This window comes from Streptomyces sp. SID13726, from assembly GCF_010548375.1.
GTDB lineage: Bacteria > Actinomycetota > Actinomycetes > Streptomycetales > Streptomycetaceae > Streptomyces.
Genome location: NZ_JAAGLY010000004.1, coordinates 461,543 through 484,740 on the forward strand (window position 1 = coordinate 461,543; position 23,198 = coordinate 484,740).

The 23,198-nt window shown below is 70.7% G+C and carries 22 protein-coding genes; 13 read left to right on the top strand and 9 right to left on the bottom strand.

Features of this window, described 5'->3' with window-relative positions; genetic code table 11:
• Window positions 1-2 precede the first annotated feature (2 nt).
• The 4 genes from G3I78_RS13385 to G3I78_RS13400 are packed head-to-tail and all read right to left on the bottom strand — an operon-like array spanning window position 3 to window position 3,836.
• Window positions 3-971 carry a complex I subunit 1 family protein gene (locus tag G3I78_RS13385; RefSeq protein WP_164423827.1) on the bottom strand — a complete coding sequence of 323 codons (969 nt, stop codon included), beginning with the start codon at window positions 969-971 and terminating at the stop codon, window positions 3-5.
• The gene (locus G3I78_RS13390; protein WP_164423829.1) at window positions 968-2,674 is read right to left on the bottom strand and encodes an NADH-quinone oxidoreductase subunit C; all 1,707 of its coding nucleotides are present in this window, start codon (window positions 2,672-2,674) and stop codon (window positions 968-970) included. The genes G3I78_RS13385 and G3I78_RS13390 overlap by 4 nt, the downstream gene beginning before the upstream one ends.
• A complete protein-coding gene (locus G3I78_RS13395) occupies window positions 2,671-3,453 on the bottom strand; it encodes an NADH-quinone oxidoreductase subunit B (protein ID WP_164423831.1) in 783 nt (260 codons plus the stop codon). Before G3I78_RS13395 ends, G3I78_RS13390 begins: the two co-directional genes overlap by 4 nt.
• Window positions 3,444-3,836, bottom strand: a complete 393-nt coding sequence (locus tag G3I78_RS13400) for an NADH-quinone oxidoreductase subunit A (RefSeq protein WP_343243734.1) — start codon at window positions 3,834-3,836, stop codon at window positions 3,444-3,446. Before G3I78_RS13400 ends, G3I78_RS13395 begins: the two co-directional genes overlap by 10 nt.
• Window positions 3,837-4,041: 205 nt before the next feature.
• On the opposite strand from G3I78_RS13400, the gene G3I78_RS13405 reads away from it, so the two are divergent.
• From G3I78_RS13405 to G3I78_RS13430, 6 genes are all read left to right on the top strand, one after another.
• Window positions 4,042-5,349 (top strand): sensor domain-containing protein, encoded by a 1,308-nt coding sequence (locus tag G3I78_RS13405; protein WP_164423835.1) that lies wholly within the window; start codon window positions 4,042-4,044, stop codon window positions 5,347-5,349.
• 143 nt (window positions 5,350-5,492) lie between these two features.
• On the top strand, window positions 5,493-6,842 hold the full coding sequence (locus tag G3I78_RS13410) for a sensor histidine kinase (RefSeq protein WP_164423837.1): 1,350 nt from the start codon (window positions 5,493-5,495) through the stop codon (window positions 6,840-6,842).
• Window positions 6,843-7,338: 496 nt separating this feature from the next.
• Entirely contained in the window at window positions 7,339-7,998 is a 660-nt protein-coding gene (locus G3I78_RS13415) for a response regulator transcription factor (protein ID WP_343243745.1), read from the top strand.
• A 306-nt stretch (window positions 7,999-8,304) separates the two neighbouring features.
• Window positions 8,305-10,233: a 2-oxoacid:acceptor oxidoreductase subunit alpha gene (locus G3I78_RS13420; RefSeq protein ID WP_164423841.1), complete on the top strand. Its 1,929-nt coding sequence runs from the start codon at window positions 8,305-8,307 to the stop codon at window positions 10,231-10,233.
• Window positions 10,226-11,305, top strand: coding sequence for a 2-oxoacid:ferredoxin oxidoreductase subunit beta (locus G3I78_RS13425; RefSeq protein ID WP_164423843.1), 1,080 nt, complete (start codon window positions 10,226-10,228; stop codon window positions 11,303-11,305). Before G3I78_RS13420 ends, G3I78_RS13425 begins: the two co-directional genes overlap by 8 nt.
• Window positions 11,306-11,499: 194 nt before the next feature.
• Window positions 11,500-11,757, top strand: coding sequence for a hypothetical protein (locus tag G3I78_RS13430; protein ID WP_164423845.1), 258 nt, complete (start codon window positions 11,500-11,502; stop codon window positions 11,755-11,757).
• 20 nt (window positions 11,758-11,777) lie between these two features.
• On the opposite strand, the gene G3I78_RS13435 is transcribed toward G3I78_RS13430, so the two are convergent.
• Both G3I78_RS13435 and G3I78_RS13440 read right to left on the bottom strand, forming a co-directional pair.
• Window positions 11,778-12,347: a DUF6082 family protein gene (locus G3I78_RS13435; protein WP_164423847.1), complete on the bottom strand. Its 570-nt coding sequence runs from the start codon at window positions 12,345-12,347 to the stop codon at window positions 11,778-11,780.
• A 228-nt stretch (window positions 12,348-12,575) separates the two neighbouring features.
• On the bottom strand, window positions 12,576-12,965 hold the full coding sequence (locus G3I78_RS13440; RefSeq protein ID WP_164424195.1) for a helix-turn-helix domain-containing protein: 390 nt from the start codon (window positions 12,963-12,965) through the stop codon (window positions 12,576-12,578).
• Between the two features lie 163 nt (window positions 12,966-13,128).
• On the opposite strand from G3I78_RS13440, the gene G3I78_RS13445 reads away from it, so the two are divergent.
• The 4 genes from G3I78_RS13445 to G3I78_RS13460 all read left to right on the top strand — a co-directional run bounded on the left by G3I78_RS13445 (window position 13,129) and on the right by G3I78_RS13460 (window position 16,753).
• The gene (locus G3I78_RS13445) at window positions 13,129-13,983 is read left to right on the top strand and encodes an SDR family oxidoreductase (RefSeq protein ID WP_164423849.1); all 855 of its coding nucleotides are present in this window, start codon (window positions 13,129-13,131) and stop codon (window positions 13,981-13,983) included.
• 186 nt (window positions 13,984-14,169) lie between these two features.
• Window positions 14,170-15,099, top strand: coding sequence for an EamA family transporter RarD (gene rarD, locus G3I78_RS13450; protein ID WP_239157816.1), 930 nt, complete (start codon window positions 14,170-14,172; stop codon window positions 15,097-15,099).
• 85 nt (window positions 15,100-15,184) lie between these two features.
• The gene (locus G3I78_RS13455) at window positions 15,185-15,652 is read left to right on the top strand and encodes a VOC family protein (RefSeq protein WP_164423853.1); all 468 of its coding nucleotides are present in this window, start codon (window positions 15,185-15,187) and stop codon (window positions 15,650-15,652) included.
• A 150-nt stretch (window positions 15,653-15,802) separates the two neighbouring features.
• Complete coding sequence (locus G3I78_RS13460; RefSeq protein WP_164423855.1) at window positions 15,803-16,753, top strand: M28 family metallopeptidase; 951 nt, start codon at window positions 15,803-15,805, stop codon at window positions 16,751-16,753.
• Between the two features lie 179 nt (window positions 16,754-16,932).
• Here the strand turns inward: G3I78_RS13460 and G3I78_RS13465 are convergent, their stop codons facing one another.
• The gene (locus tag G3I78_RS13465; RefSeq protein ID WP_164423857.1) at window positions 16,933-18,777 is read right to left on the bottom strand and encodes a hypothetical protein; all 1,845 of its coding nucleotides are present in this window, start codon (window positions 18,775-18,777) and stop codon (window positions 16,933-16,935) included.
• A 133-nt stretch (window positions 18,778-18,910) separates the two neighbouring features.
• Between G3I78_RS13465 and G3I78_RS13470 the strand changes: the two genes are divergently transcribed.
• The 3 genes from G3I78_RS13470 (at window position 18,911) to G3I78_RS13480 (ending at window position 21,276) form a co-directional block, all read left to right on the top strand.
• Window positions 18,911-19,372 carry a DUF6668 family protein gene (locus tag G3I78_RS13470; protein ID WP_164424197.1) on the top strand — a complete coding sequence of 154 codons (462 nt, stop codon included), beginning with the start codon at window positions 18,911-18,913 and terminating at the stop codon, window positions 19,370-19,372.
• Between the two features lie 30 nt (window positions 19,373-19,402).
• Complete coding sequence (locus G3I78_RS13475; RefSeq protein ID WP_164423859.1) at window positions 19,403-20,623, top strand: amidase; 1,221 nt, start codon at window positions 19,403-19,405, stop codon at window positions 20,621-20,623.
• A gap of 62 nt (window positions 20,624-20,685) precedes the next feature.
• On the top strand, window positions 20,686-21,276 hold the full coding sequence (locus tag G3I78_RS13480) for an NAD(P)H-dependent oxidoreductase (RefSeq protein WP_164423861.1): 591 nt from the start codon (window positions 20,686-20,688) through the stop codon (window positions 21,274-21,276).
• Here G3I78_RS13480 and G3I78_RS13485 read toward each other — a convergent pair.
• The gene (locus tag G3I78_RS13485; RefSeq protein ID WP_164423863.1) at window positions 21,266-22,168 is read right to left on the bottom strand and encodes an ABC transporter permease; all 903 of its coding nucleotides are present in this window, start codon (window positions 22,166-22,168) and stop codon (window positions 21,266-21,268) included. The genes G3I78_RS13480 and G3I78_RS13485 overlap by 11 nt on opposite strands.
• Window positions 22,155-23,171 (bottom strand): ABC transporter ATP-binding protein, encoded by a 1,017-nt coding sequence (locus G3I78_RS13490; RefSeq protein WP_164423865.1) that lies wholly within the window; start codon window positions 23,169-23,171, stop codon window positions 22,155-22,157. The genes G3I78_RS13485 and G3I78_RS13490 overlap by 14 nt, the downstream gene beginning before the upstream one ends.
• Window positions 23,172-23,198: the final 27 nt, after the last annotated feature.

Sequence of the window (23,198 nt, forward strand, 5' to 3'; positions counted from 1 at the left end):
GGTTACTGAATCACCACCTTGACGATGCCGGTGAGGGCGATCTGGGCGAGGGAGAGGGGGACGAGGAGGGTCCAGGAGAGCTTCTGGAGCTGGTCCTCGCGCAGCCGGGGATAGGTCACGCGGAGCCAGATGACGACGAAGGCGAGCACGGCCGTCTTGAGCAGGGTCCAGACCCAGCCGAGACCGTCGGCACCCCAGGGGCCGTGCCAGCCGCCCAGGAAGAGAACGGTGGTGAGGCCGCACAGGACGACGATTCCGGCGTACTCGGCGAGGAGGAACAGGGCGAAGCGGAGGCCGGTGTACTCGGTGTAGGCACCGAAGATGATCTCCGAGTCGGCGACGGGCATGTCGAAGGGCGGGCGCTGGAGTTCGGCGAGGCCGGCGACGAAGAAGACGATCGCGCCGACGATCTGCCAGGGCAGCCACCACCACTCGAAGGCGTCGAGGATGCCGGGGAGGGAGACGGTTCCGGCGGCCATCGCCACGGAGGCGGCGGTGAGCAGCATCGGGAGTTCGTAGGCGAGGAGCTGTGCGGCGGTGCGGAGGCCGCCGAGGAGGGAGAACTTGTTGGCGGAGGCCCAGCCGGCCATGAGCGAGCCGAGGACGCCCACGCCCATCACGGCGAGCACGAAGAACACCCCCGCGTCGACGACCTCGCCGACGGCGCCCTCGGCGGGGCCGATCGGGATGGCGAGGAGGACGAGGAGGTAGGGCAGGAGGGCTACGGCGGGGGCGAGTTGGAAGATACGGCGGTCCGCGCCCGCCGGTACGACGTCTTCCTTCTGGGCGAACTTCACGCCGTCCGCGACGAGTTGGGCCCAGCCGTGGAAGCCACCGGCGTACATCGGGCCGAGGCGGCCCTGCATGTGGGCCATCACCTTGTGCTCGGTCTGGCCGATGATCAGGGGGAAGGTGAGGAAGACGACGAAGACGATCAGGAGTCGCAGGGCGACGTCTAGCGCGTCGTTCACTGCGGGCCTCCAGTGGGGTGGTCGGGGGTGTCCGGGGTATCCGGGGTGTCGGGTTCCTCGGGGCCTGTGGGCTCCGCGGTTCCGTTGGCCTTCTCGGGGAGCTCGGCCCCATCGGACTGCTCGGACTTCTCGGCCTGCTCGGAGGTCTCCGTGGCTTCTGGGTTCTTCGACGTGGGGCTTCGGTCAGGTGCCGGGTCGTCGAAGGCCGGGCGGGCGTGGTGCCAGGGGGCGTCTGAGCTGCGGGGTGCGGTGGGGGGCTTGGGGGATGCCGGGGGTTGGTTCGGGGCATCGGCGGGCGGTTCGGGGTCGGCTGCCGCGCGTTGGCTCGCGGAACCTGCCGAGGCACTGCGCGCTCGACGGGGGCCGGATGGGGCGCCGGCGGCTCGGGGGCGCTGGGGTGCGGGGGTGTCGGACGCGGGGGGAGCGGACGCAGAGGCGTCGGTTCCAGGGGCAGCCGCCCCCGAGGTACCCGGCGTCGAAGTGCCCGGGGTGTCCTCGGCCGACTCCGTGGTCCCTGGTGCGGTCTGGCTCGCGGGGCCCTCGGGGGTCGTGGGTGCGCGACCCGGTTCAGTTCCGGCGGGCCCGGTGGACGCCGCCGACTGGCTCGCGGAGCCGTCCGCCGCGGAAAGTGCCCGGCGAGCGCCGGCTCCCGCTGCCCCGCCGGTACCGGCTGACGTCTCCGCCTGGCTCACGGACCCTTGCGCCGCCGAACGCGCACGCCGAGGACCAGCCGCCGCAGGCCCCGCCGATGTTCCCGCCGACTCCTCCGACTGGCTCGCCGAACCCTCCGACGCCGTACGCGCACGCCGGGGGCCAGCAGCAGCTGCCCCGCCCGCACCGGCTGACGTCTCCGCCTGGCTCACGGACCCTTGTGCCGCCGTACGCGCACGTCGGGGGCCAGCAGCGGCTGCCCCGCCCGCACCAGTCGACGTCTCCGACTGGCTGGCCGATCCCTCCGCCGCCGTACCCGCACGCCGAGGACCAGCCGCCGCAGGCCCCGCCGGCGTTCCCGCCGACTCCTCCGCCTGGCTCGCCGAACCCTCCGACGCCGTACGTGCCCTGCGGGCCGGGCGGTCCGCCGGGGTGCCTGGGGTGCGGGGGGTGGTTCGGGTGGGGCGGGGTGGGGCTGTGGGGAGTTGGCCCTTCATGGGGCCCCATTCGTTGGGGTCGGGGACTCCTGGGGGGAGCATTTGGCGGCGCTTGGGGCCGCCGTGGTCGGACTCGACCGGTTCCTTGGCGCCGGGCCAGGCCTTGGCCACTCGGGCGGCGAGGACGAAGTCCTTGCGGAGGGGGTGGCCTTCGAAGGTCTCCGGGAGGAGGAGGTGGGCGAGGGAGGGGTGGCCGTCGAAGGTGACGCCGAACATCTCGTGGGTCTCGCGTTCGTGCCAGGCGGCGCCCGCGTAGATGTCGACGGCGGTGGGGAGGGCGGGGGTGTCGTGGGGGACCGTCGTGCGGAGGAGCAGGCGTCGTACCGGGGACATGGCCACCACGTGGGCCGCCACGCGGAAGCCGGTGCCGGGTTCGTCGACCGCGCTGAGCCAGTCGAAGTAGGTGCAGTCGAGGTCGTCGCGGGCCACTCGCAGGGCCGTGAGCCAGGCGGTGGGCGGGACGTCGACCGTCAGGACCTCGTACGACTCCTCAGCGGTGGCCTCCGGGCCGAAGAGTTCCTCGGCGGGGGCGGGGAGCCAGCCGACTGCCGTCACCGCGTCTCCCCCTCACCGGAAGTCCCGGGCCTGTCAGAACCCGCGGTCCCACCAGAACCCGAACCGCCACCAGAACCCGAACCCCCGCCGGAGACAACACCCCCCGCAGCCGCAACCCCGTCACCCGAAGCCACCGTTCCACCCGAAGCCACCGCTCCACCAGAAGCCCCAGCCGGCCTCGACCCCGACCGCGGCCCCGCCCCCGGCCCCCTCACCAACCCACTCTCCAGCGCGGCCACCGAAGCCCGCCCCCCGTTCACCCCGTACCGCTCCCCCAGCGACTCGCGCGCGATCTTCTCCTGGAGCTTCAGGATTCCCTGGAGCAGGGCTTCGGGGCGGGGTGGGCAGCCGGGGACGTAGACGTCCACCGGGATGATCTGGTCGACGCCCTTGGTGACGGCGTACGAGTCCCAGTAGGGGCCGCCGCAGTTGGAGCAGGCGCCGAAGGAGATGACGTACTTCGGTTCGGGCATCTGTTCGTAGAGGCGTTTCACGGCCGGGGCCATCTTGTCCGTGACCGTGCCGGAGACGACCATCAGGTCGGCCTGGCGGGGGCCCGGGGCGAAGGGGATGACGCCGAGGCGGATGAAGTCGTGGCGGGCCATCGACGCGGCGATGAACTCGATGGCGCAGCAGGCGAGGCCGAAGTTGAAGACCCAGAGGGAGTACCGGCGGCCCCAGTTGAGGACGACCTTCATCGGCTCGGGGGCGAGGCGGGAGAGGGCGCCCAGACGTTTCGGCTCAGGGAGCAGAACAGGCTCCGAGGGGGTCACGTCCATGCCAGGACACCCTTCTTGTACGCGTACAGCAACCCCACGGCGAGGAAGCCCAGGAAGATGAACATCTCGACCAGGGTCGTCGCGCCGTAACCGGGAGCGGCGAAGACCGTCGCCCACGGGAACAGGAAGATCGAGTCGACGGCGAAGATGACGTACAGGAAGGCGTAGACGTAGTAGCGGACCTGGGTGTGGGCCCAGCCCTCGCCGACGGGGTCGACTCCGCACTCGTACGTCAGGAGCTTCTCGGGGGTGGGGACCACGGGTCGCAGCAGCCGGCCGGCGCCGAAGGCGACCGCGACGAACAGCACGCCGACGACGGCGAGCAGTCCGACGACCGAGTACGACTGGAAGTAGTCCGACGCCACGACGGTCGGTTCCGGCACGTCCGCCCCTCGCTCCCTGTGAACACCACGGAACACCACTGTTCGACGATCTGTACGCAACGGGAGTCTAGGCCCTGATAAAGGGACGGTAAGCAGCCCGTCACCCCTTGAAAACAGTCGGGAGGACAGGGGTGGGGTTTTCCCCAGCAAGCCGCGGCGGTCCGCCTCATGGCGCGCGGCGGTCTCGCGCGGCACGCTAGCCCATATGACCGATCGCCACTCGTCCCCGAGCCGTGCCACGACCACCGGCACAAACCGAGGAACCGCCCCAGGTGCCGACCGCGGGGCCGCCCCAGGGGCCGACCTCGGAGCCGCCCCGGGAACCGGCCGCGGAGCCGCCCCAGGAGCGGACCGCGGGCGGCTGCCACCGGCACGTTTCGCCTACGACGCGCACACCTGGAAGGAGATCGCGCATCTGCTGGCGAACCTTCCGGTGTCGGTCCTCGGCTTCACCTACGTCGTGACGGTGCTGCTCACCGGCTTCTGGCTGACCGTGACGGTGATCGGGTTCCCGCTGCTCGCGGCGGGTCTGCTGGGCGCCCGTCAGCTGGGCAAGATGGAGCGGGCGCGGGCCCGGGCGCTGCTCGGGCTGCATGTGGACGAACCGAGTCCGCTGCCGTGGCGCACGAAGAAGGGCGGGGCGGGTTTCTTCCCCCAGCTGTGGCTGGGCCTGAAGGACCCGGTCGGCTGGCGGACGGTGCTGTACGACTTCATCCGGCTGCCGTGGGGCATCCTGACCTTCACGGTCACGCTGACCTCGTTGTTCGTGCTGTGGCCGGTGCTGCCGTTCATCGCGCGGGGCCTCGCCAACGTCGACCGGGCGATGGTGCGCGGCCTGTTGTCGCCCTCCGACGAGCTGGAACGCCGTATCGCCGAACTCGAGTCGGACCGTGGGGTCGTGGTGGACGCGGCAGCGTCGGATCTACGGCGGATCGAACGCGACCTGCACGACGGTGCGCAGGCCCGGCTCGTCAACCTCGCCATGGGCCTGGGCCTCGCCAAGGAGAAGCTCCTGGAGGACCCGGAGTACGCGCAGGCGATGGTCGAGGAGGCGCACGGCGAGGTGAAGCTGGCGCTCCAGGAGCTGCGGGACCTGGCGCGGGGCATCCATCCCGCCGTACTGACCGACCGCGGTCTCGACGCGGCCCTCTCCTCGGTCGCCTCGCGCTGCACGGTCCCGGTCAAGGTGACCGCCGACCTCGACGCTCGGCCGGTCCAGGCCATCGAGGGCATCGCCTACTTCACCGTCTCCGAACTGCTCCAGAACATCAGCAAGCACAGCGGGGCGCGGTCGGCGTCGGTCGACGTGTGGCGGTCGGAGAACCGGCTGCTCATCCAGGTCTGGGACGACGGCCGCGGCGGCGCCGACCTCGACGGCGGCACCGGTATGCGCGGGCTCGCGGAGCGGCTCGACGCGGTGGACGGCCTGTTCGTCGTCGACTCCCCGCCCGGCGGCCCTACGGTCGTCACGGCGGAGCTCCCGTGGCGGGACCGGGCGCCCGAGCGGTCGTAGCGGCGGGTGGGAGGGGTGGGGAAAACCCCCCTTCCAAGACGCCGACGGCCTCCATGGTCCGTTGAGCTGCGGCGCAGCAGGGTGGAGGTACGACACCGGTTACGACACCACAGGCGCGGGACGAGAGAAGAAGGACGACGTCGATGGCCACGGACTACGGGTACGACAGCGGGCTCGGGTTCCCCGAGAAGGTACGGCGGCACCGGGTGCCGGCGGGGCTTCGGGCGCCGTTCGAGGGGCGCACCTGGCGGGAGTTCGGCTATGTGCTGCTGAGCCTGCCGATCAGCGTCCTGCTGTTCACCTACGCCGTCACGATGGTCTCGCTGGGCGCGGGCCTGCTCGTGACCTTCCTCGGCATCCCGGTCTTCGCCGCCGGGCTCGCGGGATGCCGGGGCCTCGGGGCGCTGGAGCGGGCGCGGGCGCGGGCGCTGCTCGGTCTCGAGGTCGGCGATCCGGAGCCGCTGCGGATGCGGAAGTCCGGGTTCATGTCGTGGATGGGGGCGGTCCTCAAGAGCGGGACGTCGTGGCGGACCCTGCTGTACTCGGTGCTGCACCTGCCGTGGGCGATCTTCTCGTTCGTCGTCGCGGTGAACTTCTGGGCCTACGGCTGGGCGTTGCTGACGTATCCGCTGTGGTTCTGGCTCTTCCCGGTGTACGGCGGTCAGGGCGGGCTTCAGCTGTACGGCGACGAGACGCACCACATCTATCTGGACAACCCGTTCGAGATCGGCGTGACCGCGCTGGTGGGGCTGTTGTTCACGCTGGCCACGCCGTGGATCGTGCGGGCGCTGACGACGGTGGACCGGGTGATGGTGCACGGGCTGCTGGGGCCGTCGCGGCTGTCCGCGCGGGTCGTGGAGCTGGAGTCCGACCGGGGGGTCGTGGTCGATACGGCGGCTGCGGACCTGCGGCGGATCGAACGGGATCTGCACGACGGTGCGCAGGCCCGGCTGGTGGCGCTGGCGATGGATCTGGGGCTGGCGAAGGAGAAGCTCGCGGAGGATCCCCGGGCGGCCGCGCGGATGGTGGACGAGGCGCACGGTGAGGTGAAGACGGCGCTTCAGGAGCTGCGGGATCTGGCGCGGGGGATTCATCCGGCGGTACTGACCGACCGGGGGCTGGACGCGGCGTTGTCCTCGGTGGCCTCCCGGTGCACGGTGCCGGTGCAGGTGGAGGTGGATCTGCCGGCCCGGCCGGCGCCGGCGATCGAGGGGATCGCGTACTTCACGGTGTCGGAGCTGTTGCAGAACATCAGCAAGCACTCTCGGGCCACGTGGGCGGCGGTGGATGTGTGGCGGGTGGAGGACCGGCTGCTGCTCCAGGTCGTGGACAACGGGGTGGGCGGGGCCGATGTGTCCTCCGGGTCCGGGCTCGCGGGGTTGGCTGAGCGGTTGGATGCCGTCGACGGGATTCTGGTGGTGGATTCTCCGGTGGGGGGGCCTACCCGGGTCACCGCGGAGTTGCCTTGGCGGGGGGAGCGGGCGGTTCGGTGACGGGGGTTCGGTGACAGGGGCGGTGAGGGCGGTTCGGTGACGGGGGCTCGGTGACAGGGGGCGGTGAGGGCGGTTCGGTGACGGGGGCTCGGTGACGGTCGGCGTGGGCGTCGGGGGTTTTCGCCCCCGGCGCCCCTACCCGTCCCATCTCCAGGGGCTGCCGCCCCTTCGGCCCCGATCCCGCTCCTGGGGGCTGCGCCCCCAGCCCCCCATCGGCCCCTGAAGGGCCTCGTCCTCGAACGCCGGACGGGCTGAAGGTGCCTGGGCCGGTGTGCCAGAGGTGACGTGCCTCCTCGCGGCCCCCTCCCCCGGCCCCCCTCTCCCCGGCCCGCCTCTCCCCGACCCCCTCCCAGGCCGAAAACCCAACCCCTCCCCCCTTATTCCTGCCCCTGATTCCCGCTGGCCGGGCGCAGGCGGGTGGGATTGCTGGAATGCTGGGGCTGTCCGGCGGGTGGGCCGGCGGTGGGCTGGGGGGCCGAGAGTCGTGGAGGACAGGGTGCGGGTGGTCATCGCCGAGGATTCAGTGCTGCTGCGGGAGGGCCTGACCCGGTTGCTGACCGACCGCGGGCATGATGTCGTCGCCGGGGTCGGTGACGGGGACGCGCTCGTCAAGACCATCGGTGAGCTGGACGCCCAGGGCGAGCTGCCCGACGTCGTGGTCGCCGATGTGCGGATGCCGCCGACACACACCGACGAGGGTGTGCGGGCCGCCGTACAACTGCGCAAGGCACATCCCGGACTCGGGGTACTCGTACTGTCGCAGTACGTCGAGGAGCGGTACGCCACCGAGCTGCTGGCCGGGTCCAGCCGCGGGGTGGGGTACCTGCTCAAGGACCGGGTCGCGGAGGTGCGCGAGTTCGTGGACGCGGTGGTGCGGGTGGCCGAGGGCGGTACCGCTCTCGACCCCGAGGTGGTCGCGCAGCTGCTGGGACGCAGTCGTAAGCAGGACGTGCTCGCCAATCTCACGCCACGGGAGCGGGAGGTTCTCGGGCTGATGGCGGAGGGCCGTACGAACTCGGCCATCGCGCGGCAGCTCGTGGTCAGTGACGGAGCAGTCGAGAAGCACGTCAGCAACATCTTCCTGAAGCTCGGGCTCTCGCCGAGCGACGGGGACCACCGGAGGGTGCTGGCCGTCCTCACCTATCTGAACTCATGAGCGCCGTGAACCCCTGAACGCCATGGACTCGTGAGCGCCATCAGCTCGTGAGCCTCTACCTCCGTGTCAGGGATCGGGGGAACGGGGGCCGCCGGGCCTGAGAACCGCGGGACGAAAGGGAGCGTCTTCAAGGAAAGCGCCGGGGGGCGAGTAAAACATGACAAGTCAGGGCGTCGTACCGTCTCAAAACCCCGTCCATCATGCGAATGGTCGGGGGAAGGCGACCCCTGCGGTCGTAGGGTTGATCCTGGGAAGGCCTGCGGGAAGGCCGCTCCCGAACAGCCGCCTCGAGGGAGGTCCAGTTCAGTGACCAGTCAGGTCAGCAGCGCAGCGGAGCAGGCCGACGGAACCGTCGTGGGAGAGCAGCGCAAAGAGGCCGGTGTGAAGGATGTCCGCCGCCTCGATCGGGTGATCATTCGTTTCGCGGGCGACTCCGGTGACGGAATGCAGCTCACCGGTGACCGTTTCACTTCGGAAACGGCGTCCTTCGGCAACGACCTGTCCACCCTTCCCAACTTCCCGGCCGAGATCCGGGCCCCCGCAGGCACCCTGCCAGGGGTCTCCTCGTTCCAGCTGCACTTCGCCGACCACGACATCCTCACGCCGGGTGACGCGCCGAATGTGCTCGTGGCCATGAACCCGGCGGCCCTCAAGGCGAACATCGCCGACCTGCCGCGCGGTGCGGAGATCATCGTCAACACGGACGAGTTCACCAAACGGGCGATGCAGAAAGTGGGGTACGCGGCCTCGCCGCTGGAGGATGGATCGCTCGACGGTTACAGCCTTCATCCGGTCCCCCTGACCACGCTGACCGTCGAGGCCCTGAAAGATTTCGACCTCAGTCGCAAAGAGGCCGAGCGCAGCAAGAACATGTTCGCGCTCGGCCTCTTGTCATGGATGTACCACCGGCCCACCGAGGGCACGGAGAAGTTCCTGCGCGCGAAGTTCGCGAAGAAACCGGAGATCGCCGAGGCGAACCTGGCCGCGTTCCGCGCGGGCTGGAACTTCGGCGAGACCACCGAGGACTTCGCCGTCTCCTACGAAATCGCCCCCGCGACGACGGCCTTCCCGGTCGGCACCTACCGCAACATCTCCGGGAACCTCGCGCTGTCCTACGGACTGGTCGCCGCGTCTCGCCAGGCGGACCTGCCGTTGTTCCTGGGGTCGTATCCGATCACCCCGGCCTCGGACATCCTGCACGAGCTGAGCAGGCACAAGAACTTCGGTGTACGGACCTTTCAGGCCGAGGACGAGATCGCGGGCATCGGGGCGGCGCTGGGCGCGGCCTTCGGCGGTTCGCTGGCCGTCACCACCACCTCCGGTCCGGGGGTGGCGCTGAAATCCGAGACGATCGGTCTCGCGGTCTCGCTGGAACTGCCGCTGCTGGTGATCGACATCCAGCGAGGCGGGCCGTCCACCGGTCTGCCCACCAAGACCGAGCAGGCCGACCTGCTCCAGGCGATGTTCGGGCGCAACGGCGAGGCGCCGGTGCCGATCGTCGCGCCCTGCACCCCGGCCGACTGCTTCGACGCGGCGCTGGAGGCGGCCCGGATCGCGCTGACGTACCGCACGCCGGTGATGCTGCTGTCGGACGGCTACCTGGCCAACGGCTCCGAGCCGTGGCGGATCCCCGAGATCGACGAACTCCCGGACCTCACCGTGCAGTTCGCGCAGGGCCCGAACCACACCCTGGACGACGGCACCGAGGTCTTCTGGCCGTACAAGCGCGACCCCCAGACCCTCGCCCGCCCCTGGGCGGTCCCCGGCACGCCGGGTCTCGAACACCGCATCGGCGGGATCGAGAAGGAGGACGGCACGGGCCACATCTCCTACTCCCCCGCCAACCACGACTTCATGGTCCGCACCCGGCAGGCCAAGATCGACGGGATCGACGTACCGGATCTGGAGGTCGACGACCCGCACGAGGCGCGCACGCTGGTGCTGGGCTGGGGATCGACGTACGGCCCCATCACCGCCGCCGTCCGCCGCCTCCGGACGGCCGGCGAGTCGATCGCGCAGGCGCATCTGCGCCACCTCAACCCCTTCCCGCGCAACCTGGGCGCGGTGCTGAAGGCGTACGACAGGGTCGTCATCCCGGAGATGAACCTCGGGCAGCTCGCGACGCTGATCCGGGCGAAGTACCTGGTCGACGCGCACAGCTACAACCAGGTCAACGGCATGCCGTTCAAGGCCGAACAGCTCGCCACGGCTCTCAAGGAGGCCATCGATGGCTGAGACGTCCACGGAAGGCACGGACACGATCGAGGCACTCTCGCTCGTCCCCAAGGCCGAGGCCCGCCAGTCGATGAAGGACTTCAAGAGCGACCAGGAAGTCCGCTGGTGCCCCGGCTGCGGCGACTACGCGATCCTCGCGGCGGTCCAGGGCTTCATGCCGGAGCTGGGGCTGGCCAAGGAGAACATCGTCTTCGTCTCGGGCATCGGGTGCTCGTCCCGGTTCCCGTACTACATGAACACGTACGGCATGCACTCGATCCACGGGCGCGCCCCGGCGATCGCGACGGGGCTGGCGGCCTCGCGCCGCGACCTGTCGGTGTGGGTGGTCACGGGCGACGGCGATGCGCTGTCGATCGGCGGTAACCACTTGATCCACGCCCTGCGCCGGAACGTGAACCTGAAGATCCTGCTCTTCAACAACCGGATCTACGGCCTCACGAAGGGGCAGTACTCACCGACCTCGGAGGTCGGCAAGATCACGAAGTCGACGCCGATGGGGTCGTTGGACGCGCCCTTCAACCCGGTGTCCCTCGCGATCGGCGCGGAGGCGTCCTTCGTGGCCCGGACGGTCGACTCGGACCGCAAGCACCTCACGTCGGTGCTGCGGGAGGCGGCCGCCCACCCGGGGACGGCGCTGGTGGAGATCTACCAGAACTGCAACATCTTCAACGACGGGGCCTTCGAGGTGCTGAAGGACCGGCAGCAGGCCGAGGAGGCGGTGATCCGTCTCGAACACGGCCGGCCGATCCGGTTCGGCGCGGACCTGTCCAAGGGGGTCGTCCGGGATGCGGCGACGGGGGACCTGAAGGTGGTGCCGGTGACGCCGTCGAACGAGGCGGAGATCCTCATCCACGACGCCCACGCGTCCTCTCCTACGACAGCCTTCGCCCTGTCCCGCCTGGCGGACCCGGACACGCTGCATCACACGCCTATCGGGGTGCTGCGGTCGGTGGAGCGGGCGGTGTACGACGATCAGATGTCAGATCAGCTGGATTCTGCCATCGAGCAGAACGGCAAGGGGGACTTGGGGGCGTTGCTGGCGGGGGGCGACACATGGACTGTCGTGGGCTGACCAGTCGGGTGTGATCGACGAGGGCTCGAGGTGTGCTCGCACCTCGGGCCTCTCCACGGGGGCGGGGTGCTTTCACATTGGTGCATTAGGGCTAAAAGAGAGCGAAATTCTGGTGCGGCGCGGGAAATTCGGCCCACCGGTCATACAAGCTGCCGATACCCAAATGATCTTGTTCTACTAGAGAAGGCCCCCAAGTGCCCCGCGAATTCGCCGCCCTCAGCATCGTCCGTCGTATCGGAGACCCACCCAAGGCCCGGGGTAGTCAGACCGCGGAGACCTGTCCGGATGTATTCGAATTGAGTGACGGCCGCTTCGCAGTCATCGGTACGGAAGCCACCGCCACCCTGGACGACCTCCTCCCGCACGGCGTGACACGGGCCGCCCACGAGCGGATCGTGGTGATCGACCGGGAAACCATCATCCGGGCCAAGCGGGACATCCCTGACGCCTGAGCGCGACGACATCGGATTTCTCACGACTTGCGCTCGGTGGGCGACGACGGACCGACGATCCACCATTCGTCCGGGTCGTCGGCGAGTTCTTCCAACATGACATCCACGGCGGCGCCGACCTGCGCCTCCAACGAATCCGACGGAAGACTCCTGCGGTGCTCGACCGTACGGTCCCAGTATTCGGCGAAGAGGGGATTGCGGCACAGCACGCGCAAATGGCCGAGCAGTTCGTCCCAGTCGCAGGCACCGACGCGATGGGACAGCAAGAGATTGCCGTACTGCCTGTTGGCGAAGATCATCTGGCGCCGCCTGGCCTCCGAGAGTCCCGACAGGGTGCTCGCGACCTCGGCCATGGAGGGGTCGTCGACCATCCGGTCCATTTGTTCCAGCGTCAGCCGGTACTGCTGGATCAGGTTCGCCCGGTGAATCTCCTCCGTCATCAGTGTGAGCTGGCCGAGCAGTCCCAGCAGGGTCTCCTCCTGGCGTCGGCGGCGGGCGCCCGGGGTGAAGAAGGCTCGCATCAGACCGAGTCCCGCCGTAACAGCAGAACCGATACGCCTGGTGCGTCCGGCCGGAGTCTGTGTGGCCATGTCAAGGCATCCCCCTGGATCCGGTGACCGTGCGCCGGGAGGTGGCATCGCGGGTCGGTGCACGGTGGGCGTGGCACTCCGCATCCAGCGTGCCCGTCGACTCAAGTCGGCGTGGGAGGCGGAGAGGGGGCGCATGGATGGACGTGTCTCGCATGTCGACCAACGCCCTGACATATGTGTGCCCCCTGGCGCCGTGTACATGCCTTCAGGCGGGCCGAGCCAGGGACATCACTCCTGCTCAGAGCCCCTCTTCCGCGCGTCGTACACCTCCCGCGCCTCCTGCACCGCACTCATCCGGCGCGCGGTCCACTCCGCGAGCCCCCGTACCTGTTCCGCCGCCTCGCGGCCCAGGTCGGTGAGGGAGTAGTCGACCCTCGGCGGGATCACGGGGTGGGCGTGGCGGTGGACCAGGCCGTCGCGTTCCAGGGTCTGGAGGGTCTGGGTCAGCATCTTCTCGCTGACGCCGCGGCCGAAGCCGCCGATCGCCCGGCGGAGTTCGCTGAAGCGGTACGGGCGGTCGAGGAGCTGGATCAGGACCAGGACACCCCAGCGGCTCGTCACGTGTTCCAGGACCAGGCGGTGGGGGCACATGGCCTCGCCCGCCGCCGACCCCGCCATCACCCCTGTCGCCGTCCCCGCCACCTCCGGCGTCCCCGCCATCGAGATCAATCGCTCTGTGCTTACCGACATGCCAGTACCTTACTTCAAAGTGGGTACTTTCGCTTAGTTAGCGCTTCTCCTATGGTTAGTGGCAACGCACCCCACAAGGAGATCGCACACCATGAGCATCGTCGTCACCGGAGCCACCGGACACCTCGGCCGCCACGTCGTCGAGCAGCTGCTCGAGAAGGTTCCGGCCGAGCAGATCACCGCCGTCGTCCGTACCCCGGAGAAGGCCGCCGACTTCGCCGAGAAGGGCGTCAAGATAGCGGTCGCCGACTACAACGCCCCCGAGACCTTCGGCAGCCTCTTCGCCGCCGGCGACAAGGTGCTGCTGATCTCCGGCAACGAGTTCGACAAGGGCCGCCCCGGCCAGCACCAGGTCGTCATCGACGCCGCCAAGGCCGCGGGGGTGGCGCTCCTCGCGTACACCAGCGCCCCCGGCACCCTCACCGCCGCGCTCGCCGACGACCACCGGGCCACCGAGAAGGCGCTGCTCGCCTCCGGCCTGCCCTACTCGCTGCTGCGCAACGGCTGGTACAACGAGAACTACACCGAGAACCTCGCCCCCACCCTGGAGCACAGCGCCGTCGTGCAGGCGGCCGGAGAGGGCAGGATCTCCTCCGCCTCCCGTGCCGACTACGCCGCCGCGGCCGTCGCCGTGCTGACCGGTGAGGGCCACGAGAACTCCACGTACGAGCTGGGCGGCGACGACGCCTGGGGCTTCGCCGAGTACGCGGCCGAGCTGAGCAAGCAGACCGGCAAGGAGATCGCCTACAACGCCGTCTCCGTCGAGGACTTCACCGCGATCCTCGCGGGCGCCGGGCTGCCCGCCCCGCTCGCCGCGATCCTCGCCGGTGTCGACGCCTCCATCGAGAAGGGCGAGCTGGTCGTCTCCTCCGGGGACCTGGCCCGGCTGACCGGCCGTCCGGCCACCCCGATCGCCGAGTCGATCACGGCCGCGCTCAAGGGCTGATCACTCCCCCGAAGGGCCCTGAGGCGCACCACCCCCGGCTGTCATGACCGTATAGCGATACGGGCATGACAGTCGGGGGTGCTCGGCGTTACCTTCTTGCTGGCGAGGACGGCGCGAGAAGGAGGATCCGTGAAGTCGAGAGGCGAACGGCACATAGGTCTGCTGAACGGCTTCGCGGCGTACGGCATGTGGGGGCTCGTCCCCCTGTTCTGGCCCCTGCTCAAGCCCGCCGGGGCCGGGGAGATCCTGGCCCACCGGATGGTGTGGTCGCTCGTCTTCGTCGCCGTCGCGCTCGTCTTCGTACGGCGTTGGGCCTGGGCCGGGGAGCTGCTGCGGCAGCCGCGCAAGCTGGCGCTCGTCACCGTCGCCGCGGCCGTCATCACCGTGAACTGGGGCGTCTACATCTGGGCCGTGAACTCCGGCCATGTGGTCGAGGCGTCCCTCGGGTACTTCATCAATCCGCTGGTCACCATCGCGATGGGCGTGCTGCTGCTGAAGGAACGGCTACGGCCCGTGCAGTGGGCGGCGGTCGGGGTCGGCGCCGCCGCGGTGCTCGTGCTCACCCTCGGATACGGCCGGCCGCCGTGGATCTCCCTCACGCTCGCCTTCTCCTTCGCCACGTACGGCCTGGTCAAGAAGAAGGTGAACCTCGGGGGCGTGGAGTCCCTGGCCGCCGAGACCGCGATCCAGTTCCTGCCCGCGCTCGGCTATCTGCTGTGGCTGAGCTCGCGGGGCGACCTCAGCTTCAGCGCCGAGGGCCCGGGGCACGCGGTACTCCTCGCCTCCACCGGCATCGTCACGGCCCTCCCCCTCGTCTGCTTCGGCGCGGCGGCGATCCGCGTACCGCTGTCCACCCTGGGGCTCCTCCAGTACCTGGCCCCGGTCTTCCAGTTCCTGCTCGGCATCTTCTACTTCCACGAGGCCATGCCGCCCGAGCGCTGGGCCGGGTTCTCCCTGGTCTGGCTGGCCCTGACCCTCCTCACGTGGGACGCGCTGCGTACGGCGCGGGCGGCCCGCAGGGCGATGGTGGTCGGGGTGAGCGGGGGTACGGGCGTCGCCATGGGCTCGGTGGAGGTCGTACGGCAGGTGGATGCCGAGGCCGCCGCGAAGCCGTAGCCCGTCCGCCCCCCGCCGCGTCGGCTTCGGCCCTCGCGAGCGTGGTCGTACGGCGTTGTCAGTGCCCGGCGATATAAGTGGAGGCATGACTCAGACCTCGCCCGCGCCGCTGCACTGGAAGCTCGTCGTCGATGCCGCCGATCCGCATGCCCAGGCCGACTTCTGGGCGGCCGCCCTGCACTACCTGGCCGAGGACAATGACGCGCTCGTGCGGCGGCTGACGGGGTTCGGGGCGGTCGAGCCCGAGGCGACCGTGGAGTATCACGGGCGGCTCGCCTTCCGGGATCTGATCGCCGTACGGCATCCCGACGACCCCTATGACGAGGAGACCGGGACCGGGCGTGGGCGGCGGTTGCTGTTCCAGCGGGTGCCGGAGGCGAAGAGCGTCAAGAACCGGCTGCATCTGGACCTGCATGCCGGGGACGGGCAGCGGGCGGCCGAGGTCGAGCGGCTGACGGGGCTCGGGGCGAGCGTGCTGCGCGAGGTGAAGGAGATGGGCGGCGAGTGGGTGGTGATGGCTGATCCGGAGGGGAACGAATTCTGTGTGCAGTGAGGGGGCGGGCCAGCGGGGTCCGGTATGCGGACGGGGCTGACCGGATCGCGCTCTTGACGGTGGGTCAACCTCAGCTTCACCATCCAGGCACCCAATCGCTGTGGAATCCCTGTGAGTTCGGGGATTCCCTCGGAATTCGGAGCCCCCCACATGAAGCTCTCGGTTCCCGGACGCGTCACGGCCACCGCCGTCGTCGCGGCCGTCTCACTCCTGGCCGGCGGATCCATAGCCGGCGCGGCCCCCGCGGGACAGCCCGCGTTGGCCGCGGCCCCGGACATCCCGGTGGCGAACGTGAAGGCGCATCTGACCCAGCTCCAGTCCATCGCCACCGCCAACGGCGGCAACCGCGCGCACGGCCGCGCCGGTTACAAGGCCTCGCTCGACTACGTGAAGGCCAAGCTGGACGCCGCCGGATTCACCACGACGATCCAGCAGTTCACGTCCTCGGGACGCACCGGCTACAACCTCGTCGCCGACTGGCCCGGCGGCGACACCAACCAGGTGATCATGTCCGGCTCGCACCTCGACAGCGTGACGACGGGCGCGGGCATCAACGACAACGGCTCCGGCTCGGCCGCCGTCCTGGAGACCGCGCTCGCCGTGTCCCGGGCCGGGTTCCATCCCACCAAGCATCTGAGATTCGCGTGGTGGGGCGCGGAGGAGCTGGGCCTGGTCGGGTCGAGGTACTACGTCAACAGCCTCTCCACCGCGAACCGTTCACGGATCAGCGGCTACCTCAACTTCGACATGATCGGCTCGCCGAACCCCGGTTACTTCGTCTACGACGACGACCCGGCCATAGAGAAGACGTTCAAGGAGTACTACGCCGGTCTCGGCGTCCCGACCGAGATCGAGACGGAGGGCGACGGCCGCTCCGACCACGCGCCGTTCAAGAACGTGGGCGTGCCGGTGGGCGGGCTGTTCAGCGGCGCCGACTACGTCAAGACGGCGGCGCAGGCGGCCAAGTGGGGCGGCACGTCGGGGCGGGCCTTCGACCGCTGCTACCACTCGTCGTGCGACACCACGGCCAACATCGACGACACGGCGCTGGACCGCAACAGCGACGCGGTGGCGTACGCGGTGTGGGCGCTGTCGCAGTGACGCGGGGTTAGGGGCGTTCTCCGGGTTCTCCGGCGGATCGAGTCGTCGGGGGTGACGCGGAAGCGGGCCGGGAGGGGCGATGGGTCCCTCCCGGCCCTTGCGTGTCCGGGGCCGTGCGTGTCCGGGTTCGTCCGTGTCCGGGGCCGTGGTCTTCCTGGCCGTGGACTCCCTTGCCAGGGCTAGGAGTTGGCGTTCCGGGCGCGTTCCGCGAGGCGGAGCATGCGGGTGCGGGCCGACTCCAGGCGGTCCGGGTCGTCGGCGGCCGGGCCCTGTCCCGCGGCCATCTCCGTCCACAGGGTGAGCAGGTCGCTGCCCAGGGCGAGGCCCTTCAGCGGGTCGCGTACGGCCCTCCAGGCGGTGGCCGCGCTCTGTACGTTGCCGTAGGCCGCCTCGGCGTCCCCGGCGCGGTGCTGGATACCGGCCAGGTCGAGGGAGATCTCGGTGGCGCGGACCGGCTCGCCGCCCAAGTAGGCGATGTAGGCGGCGAGTTCACGCACCCGCAGCACCTCGGGGTGCTCCGCCCCGAGGGTCCGGGCGCCCTCGTCCCCGACTTCCTCCGCCAGCTCCCCGGCGACGTCTATCCGCCCCTCCCGCACGGCCTCACTGATCCGCCCGACGGACTCCGCGAGTACACCGCCCGCTCCCCCACCAACGTCGCCCTCACCGAGCACCCACTCGGCGACGGCGTCGAATCCGCGCACGGGGGCCGGCTTGGGGTCGGGGTCCTCCAGATGCGGGACCGGGTCGATGAGGGGGGTGGGGCGGTGGGTGGGGGTGGTGGTGCCGGGTTCGGTGGGGAGAGGGAGGGGGGTCGGGGTGGCGTCGACGATCGGGGTGGGGGTGGTGAGTGGTTGCGGGGTCGGGGTCGGGGTGGAGGGGAACACCGGCGACGGGGCGGGAGCCGGGGCCGGGCCAGGGCCAGGGGCCGGGGCGGACGAAGAACCGGGCGACGGCAGCAGGGCGGGCCCGGACGGGAAGCCTGCCGACGGGAATGGGGCGGAGCCGGGCTCGGAGTCGGTTTCGGGGTCGGTTTCGGGGTCGGGCCAGACAGGCTCGGGAGCCGGTGCGGCGTCCGGCTGCGGCGGAGCGGTACCGGCCGATGGCCGCGGACCGGGCTCCGAGGTGGAGTCGAGGTCGGCCCAGGAAGGTGTTCGTGTCGATGTCGCGTCGGACTTGGGCGACGCGGAGGCCTGAGCGGTACCGGTCGACGGGAGCGGGTCAGGTTCCGGGTCCGAGTCGGGCTCGGGCCAGACGGGCGTGGAGGGCTGTACGGCATCGGGCCGCAGCGGCGCCGGGGTGAAGCCGGTCCGTGGGTAAGGGGTGGCGGTCGATGCCGGGGACGCGTCCATGACCGGCGGTGGGCCGAACTCGCCCGTCGGGGGAACGGCCGTTCCGGGAGCCGGGACGGTGGGCCGGGTGTCCGGGAGCTGTCGTAGGACCTGGGTCGGGACCGGTTCGTCGGCCTCCGGGTGCGGCTCGGCCACGGTGCGCATGCGGAATGTCGGGGACGGGTCCGGCAGCGGTCGCAGCGGATGGGCCAGGCCGTCCGGGTCCTCCGGCGCGGCAGAAGCCTCGGCTGCTGCCATACCGCCAAGTCCCGACACCGGCGAAGGGCCCTCCGGCACACCCGGGCCGGAAGCCTCCGGTGCCGTCGGCTCACCCTGCTCACCCGGCTCGCGCCCGCCCGATCCGGCGCCCCCCGCACCGCTCCCCCACGACTCGTCCCCCGGCGGAGCCATCCGTACCGGCTCCGCGCTGAAGCGGCTGGAGCCGTCCGGGGCGATTTCGAGGGGGACGACGTAGCCGATGCGGGCGTCGTGGATGGTGGCGTGGATGGGGTGGCCGGTGGTGAGGGCGAGGTGGTGGAGGTGGGTGAGGACGGCCTGGTGGAGTTCCGAGCCCGGGGGCGCGGTGACCGGGGTGCCGGCCACCATCGCGGGCTCGCCCGTCAGGGGAACCCGGACGTCGATCGGGGCCGCCCCCCGCTGCTGGTCCCGCTTCTTTTCGCGGCTGAGTCGAGACATCTCATCCCTCACGGTCGTGCACGTACTGTCGAGTCTCTCCGCTCGCCCCCGGTTCTCACGTCACCGTGATGTCACAGGCCTGTTCCAGGAGCCGGTGGGCAGGTGGATCGACGTACGGCGAGAGGTGGAGAACGTGCAGCAGGGGCAGGGACCCGAGATCTGGATCCGCGGACCGGTGGCCGCGCCCGGGCGGAGTTTCGCATGGGTCGCCACCCATGGTGGCGCCGGTGTCTCCACCCTCGCCACCGTCTACGGCGGTCACGACAGCGGACGCGACTGGCCGGGCCCCGGCGCCCCCACCTCCGTGCTGCTCGTCGCCCGCACCCACGCCTCCGGGCTGCTCGCCGTCCACCGCGCCCTGGACCTCTTCCGGCGCGGCGAGCACCCGCCGGGCCTGGACCTCGACGCCGTCGTCCTCGTCGCGGACGCCCCCGGGCGGCTCCCGCGCCCGCTGGCCCGGCAGATCCGGGAGATCGAGGCGGCCGTCGACGTGTACCGCGTGCCCTGGGTAACGGCCTGGCGCCTCGGCGAACCCGACCGCACCCCGCCGCGCGGCACCGAGGCGCTGGCCCGCCTCACCCGCCCCACCGGCTGAACACCGCCTTCCGGGGCCGAGAATCACCTCATGACGGACCTCACCCCCGACTCCGCCTCCCTCTCCGCCACGGAGATCGCCGCCGCCGTACGGTCCCGGTCCGCCTCCGCGCGTGCCGTCGACTTCGTCGCCGCCGCGCTGGAACGGATCCGGCGCGTCGATCCCGAGCTGTGCGCGTTCGCCGAGGTGTGGGAGGAGGAGGCGCTACGACGGGCCCGCGAGGTCGATCGCCGCGTCGACGCCGGTGAACGGCCGCCGCTCGCCGGGGTGCCGATCGGGGTGAAGGGGCGGCACGGGCTGCGTGGTGCGGGGCCGCTCCTCGCCGCCGGGTGCGTGCCCGTAGGCGCCACTTCCGTGCCCGGTCCCGGGACTCCCTGGCAGACCTGGGGACTCGGTGCACACGGCCGTACCGTCAATCCCTGGCGCGCCGACCGCACACCGGGCGGCTCCTCGGCGGGTTCCGCGGCGGCGGTGGCCGCGGGGCTCGTCCCCATGGCCACCGGGAGCGACGGGGCGGGGTCGGTCCGGATTCCGGCGGCCTGGTGCGGGGTGATCGGGCTGAAGACGACGAACACCGGGGGCGGTTCCGGAGAGAGCCGCACCGGCTCGGGCCTCACCGCCCCCGGAGTCCTCGTCCGCCACGCCGCCGACCTCGCCGCCTACTGGCACGCGATGTCCGGAAACACCGAGGCACCGCAACCCCAGCCCCTCCCTGCCCCGGCCCTCGCCATCTGGTCCCCCGACCTCGGCTTCGCCGCCCCCGACCCCGGCATCGTCGAGATCGCCCACGCGGCGGTCGTACGACTGGCCGGCGCCGGTGTCGTACGGCTGACCGCACCCCGCGCGCCGCTACGCCTGCACGACCCCGCCCCCGCCTGGCTGGCCCTCCGCACCCCGGGTTCGGACCCGCGGGACGCCGACCGGGTGCGGGCCGGGAACGACCGGCGGCTCGACGCGCTCTTCGCCGGTGCCGATCTGCTGCTGACCCCGACCACCCCCAACCCTCCGCACGGTCACGAAGGCCCGGGCAACCGTTACTCCACGGCTCTCACCTGGGCGTTCAACCTCAGCGGGCACCCGGCGCTCAGCCTCCCCGCCGGACTCGGGCCCGACGGCTGCCCGGTCGGACTTCAGCTGGTCGCCCGGCGCGGTGGCGAGGCGCTGCTGCTGGACGTGGCCCGGGCGGCGCAGACGTGTGCGGAGACGTGTGCGGGCGGTCCGCTCTGGACAGTTACTTGCGTACGCATATAATGCACGTGCGAGTATTTCGTACGTCTCCATGTCTCCGTACGCCGATGATCCAGGAGTTCTCCATGACGCGCCGCTTCCTGTTCGTGCTCGGCAGCAGCCGCAGCGAGGGCAACAGCGAGATGCTGGCCCGGCGGGCCGCCGAGCAACTGCCCGGGGACGTCGAGCAGCAGTGGATCGACCTGGCGGAGCATCCGCTGCCCGACTTCGAGGACCTCCGGCACGACACCGACCATGTGCGTCCGACCATCGGCCACACCGCACTGCTCTTCGACGCGACGCTCGCGGCGACGGACATCGTGATCGTGTCGCCGCTGTACTGGTACTCGGTGTCGGCGCACGTCAAGCGCTACCTGGACCACTGGTCGGGCTGGCTGCGCACGCCGGGTGTGGAGTTCAAGGCGAACGTGGCGGGGCGCACGCTCTGGGGTGTCACCGCGCTGGCGCACGAGGAGGCCGAGGTCGCCGACCCGCTGGTCGGGACGCTCAGCAACTCGGCCGCGTACATGGGCATGCGCTTCGGCGGAGTGCTCCTCGGCAACGGCAGCAAGCGCGGGGACGTCCTGCGGGACACCGACGCCCTCACCCGCGCGAAGACCTTCTTCGACCAGGAGGCGCCGCTCGCCCGCTTCCCCTACGAACAGCTCACGCCGTGATGTCCTTCGCCATGAACCTCGCCCACGCCGCCGAGCCGAACACCCCTGCGTACAGGGCCTGGAGGCCGAGGTTCTTCACCAGGTCGTCCCAGTAGACCGGTTCGCGCATGAGGTCGGCGAAGGACAGCCAGTAGTGGGAGAAGAAGTACGGCTGGAGGGCGTGCAGTTGGGGGATCTGGTCGAGGATCTGGACCGTGATCAGCAGGCCGACCGTCGTGGCCATCGCCGCGATGCCGCTGTTCGTGAGCGTCGACACGAACAGGCCGAGGGCCGCCACGCCGGTCAGTGACGCAGCCACGACCAGGGCGATGAGCAGGGCTCTGCCGAGGCCCTCCGCGAAGGTGATCTGGGTGCCGGAGATCGTCGTCAGGTCGCCGAGCGGGAAGAGGATCGCTCCTACCGTCAGCGCCGAGAGCGCCACCACGAGGGTGGCCACCAGGCAGAACGTCATCACCGTCGCGTACTTGGTGAGCAGCAGGCGGGTGCGGCCGGCGGGGGCGACGAGGAGGTAGCGGAGGGTGCCGGCGTTGGCCTCGCCCGCGATCGCGTCGCCCGCGATGACTCCGATGGACATCGGGAGGAAGAACGGGAGGGTCGCGGCGAGGGCGGTGAAGACCAGGAACAGGCCGTTGTTGGTGATCTGGGAGATAAAGGCGGGTCCGCTGCCGCTGGGGCTGGACGGGGAGTCGCCGCCGGTCTCGATCTTCACCGCGATGCCTACGAGGATGGGGACCGCGGCTAGTACGGCGAGCAGGGCGAGGGTGCGCCAGCGGCGGAACGTGGTGAGGAGTTCGTTGCGGAAGAGGGTGCCGTAGAAGGTTGTACGGCGGCTTGCGCGTTGTGGGGGTTGAGCGCGCAGTTCCCCGCGCCCCTTCAGGTCAGCCTGCGACATCGAAGCCCTCCCCCGTCAGCGCCACGAAGGCATCCTCCAAGGAAGCTCGTTCCACTGCGAAGCCTCGCACCCGGACCCCTGCCGCCACCAACGCGGCGTTGACGTCGGCCAGTTCACCTTCCGGTGGTTCGGAGGTGACCCGGTCCTCCGCGATGACCACGTCTGCAACGCCCTGTTCCTTAAGCACCCTCGCCGCATCCGCCGTGTCCGGAGTCGTGACCACCAGTCTCCCCCTCGCCCCCGCCGCCAGGTCCCCCACCAACCCCTGGGTGATCAGGCGGCCCTGGGCCATCACCGCCGCGTGGGTGCAGACCTGTTCGATCTCGTCCAGCAGGTGGGAGGAGAGGAAGACCGTCGTGCCGTCGGAGGCCAACTCCCTGACCAGGGAGCGGATTTCGCGCATGCCCTGGGGGTCGAGGCCGTTGGTCGGTTCGTCGAGGACGAGGAGGCGGCGGGGCTGGAGCAGGGCCGCCGCGAGGCCCAGGCGCTGTTTCATGCCCAGGGAGTACGCCTTCGCCTTCTTGCCCGCGGCGGCCGACAGGCCCACCCGGTCCAGGGCCGCTCCCACGCGGGCGCGCCGGGTGCGGGGGTCGGCGGTCGGGTCGGCGGCGTCGTAGCGGACGAGGTTGTCGCGGCCGGAGAGGAAGCCGTAGAGGGCCGGGCCCTCGATCAGTGCGCCCACGTGCGGGAGTACGGTCCGGGAGGCGCGCGGCATGGGGCTGCCCAGGACGCGCGCCGAGCCGGAGGTGGGTTCGATGAGGCCCATCAGCATGCGGATGGTGGTGGTCTTGCCCGAGCCGTTCGGGCCGAGGAAGCCGAAGACGCTGCCCGCCGGGACGGTCAGGTCGAGACCGTCCACGGCGAGCTGTCCGCCGCGGTAGCGCTTGGTGAGGGCGTGGGTGTGGATGACGCTCTCATCCGCTCCCTGCGACTCATCCGCTCCCTCCGAAGCGCTGTCACCCGATCCCTCCGGATCCGGCTCCGTGGCGGACGGCTGGTCCATCGGCTCCCTCGATTCGTCGTACAGGTA

What these genes read in the sequence shown, in the direction of transcription:
- G3I78_RS13395 (WP_164423831.1), bottom strand. Translation starts at nt 3,453, where the DNA reads ATGGACGTGACCCCCTCGGAGCCTGTTCTGCTCCCTGAGCCGAAACGT.
- G3I78_RS13405 (WP_164423835.1), top strand. Translation starts at nt 4,042, where the DNA reads ATGACCGATCGCCACTCGTCCCCGAGCCGTGCCACGACCACCGGCACA.
- G3I78_RS13410 (WP_164423837.1), top strand. Translation starts at nt 5,493, where the DNA reads ATGGCCACGGACTACGGGTACGACAGCGGGCTCGGGTTCCCCGAGAAG.
- G3I78_RS13425 (WP_164423843.1), top strand. Translation starts at nt 10,226, where the DNA reads ATGGCTGAGACGTCCACGGAAGGCACGGACACGATCGAGGCACTCTCG.
- G3I78_RS13435 (WP_164423847.1), bottom strand. Translation starts at nt 12,347, where the DNA reads ATGGCCACACAGACTCCGGCCGGACGCACCAGGCGTATCGGTTCTGCT.
- G3I78_RS13440 (WP_164424195.1), bottom strand. Translation starts at nt 12,965, where the DNA reads ATGGCGGGGTCGGCGGCGGGCGAGGCCATGTGCCCCCACCGCCTGGTC.
- G3I78_RS13445 (WP_164423849.1), top strand. Translation starts at nt 13,129, where the DNA reads ATGAGCATCGTCGTCACCGGAGCCACCGGACACCTCGGCCGCCACGTC.
- rarD (WP_239157816.1), top strand. Translation starts at nt 14,170, where the DNA reads ATGTGGGGGCTCGTCCCCCTGTTCTGGCCCCTGCTCAAGCCCGCCGGG.
- G3I78_RS13455 (WP_164423853.1), top strand. Translation starts at nt 15,185, where the DNA reads ATGACTCAGACCTCGCCCGCGCCGCTGCACTGGAAGCTCGTCGTCGAT.
- G3I78_RS13460 (WP_164423855.1), top strand. Translation starts at nt 15,803, where the DNA reads ATGAAGCTCTCGGTTCCCGGACGCGTCACGGCCACCGCCGTCGTCGCG.
- G3I78_RS13465 (WP_164423857.1), bottom strand. Translation starts at nt 18,777, where the DNA reads ATGTCTCGACTCAGCCGCGAAAAGAAGCGGGACCAGCAGCGGGGGGCG.
- G3I78_RS13475 (WP_164423859.1), top strand. Translation starts at nt 19,403, where the DNA reads ATGACGGACCTCACCCCCGACTCCGCCTCCCTCTCCGCCACGGAGATC.
- G3I78_RS13480 (WP_164423861.1), top strand. Translation starts at nt 20,686, where the DNA reads ATGACGCGCCGCTTCCTGTTCGTGCTCGGCAGCAGCCGCAGCGAGGGC.
- G3I78_RS13485 (WP_164423863.1), bottom strand. Translation starts at nt 22,168, where the DNA reads ATGTCGCAGGCTGACCTGAAGGGGCGCGGGGAACTGCGCGCTCAACCC.
- G3I78_RS13490 (WP_164423865.1), bottom strand. Translation starts at nt 23,171, where the DNA reads ATGGACCAGCCGTCCGCCACGGAGCCGGATCCGGAGGGATCGGGTGAC.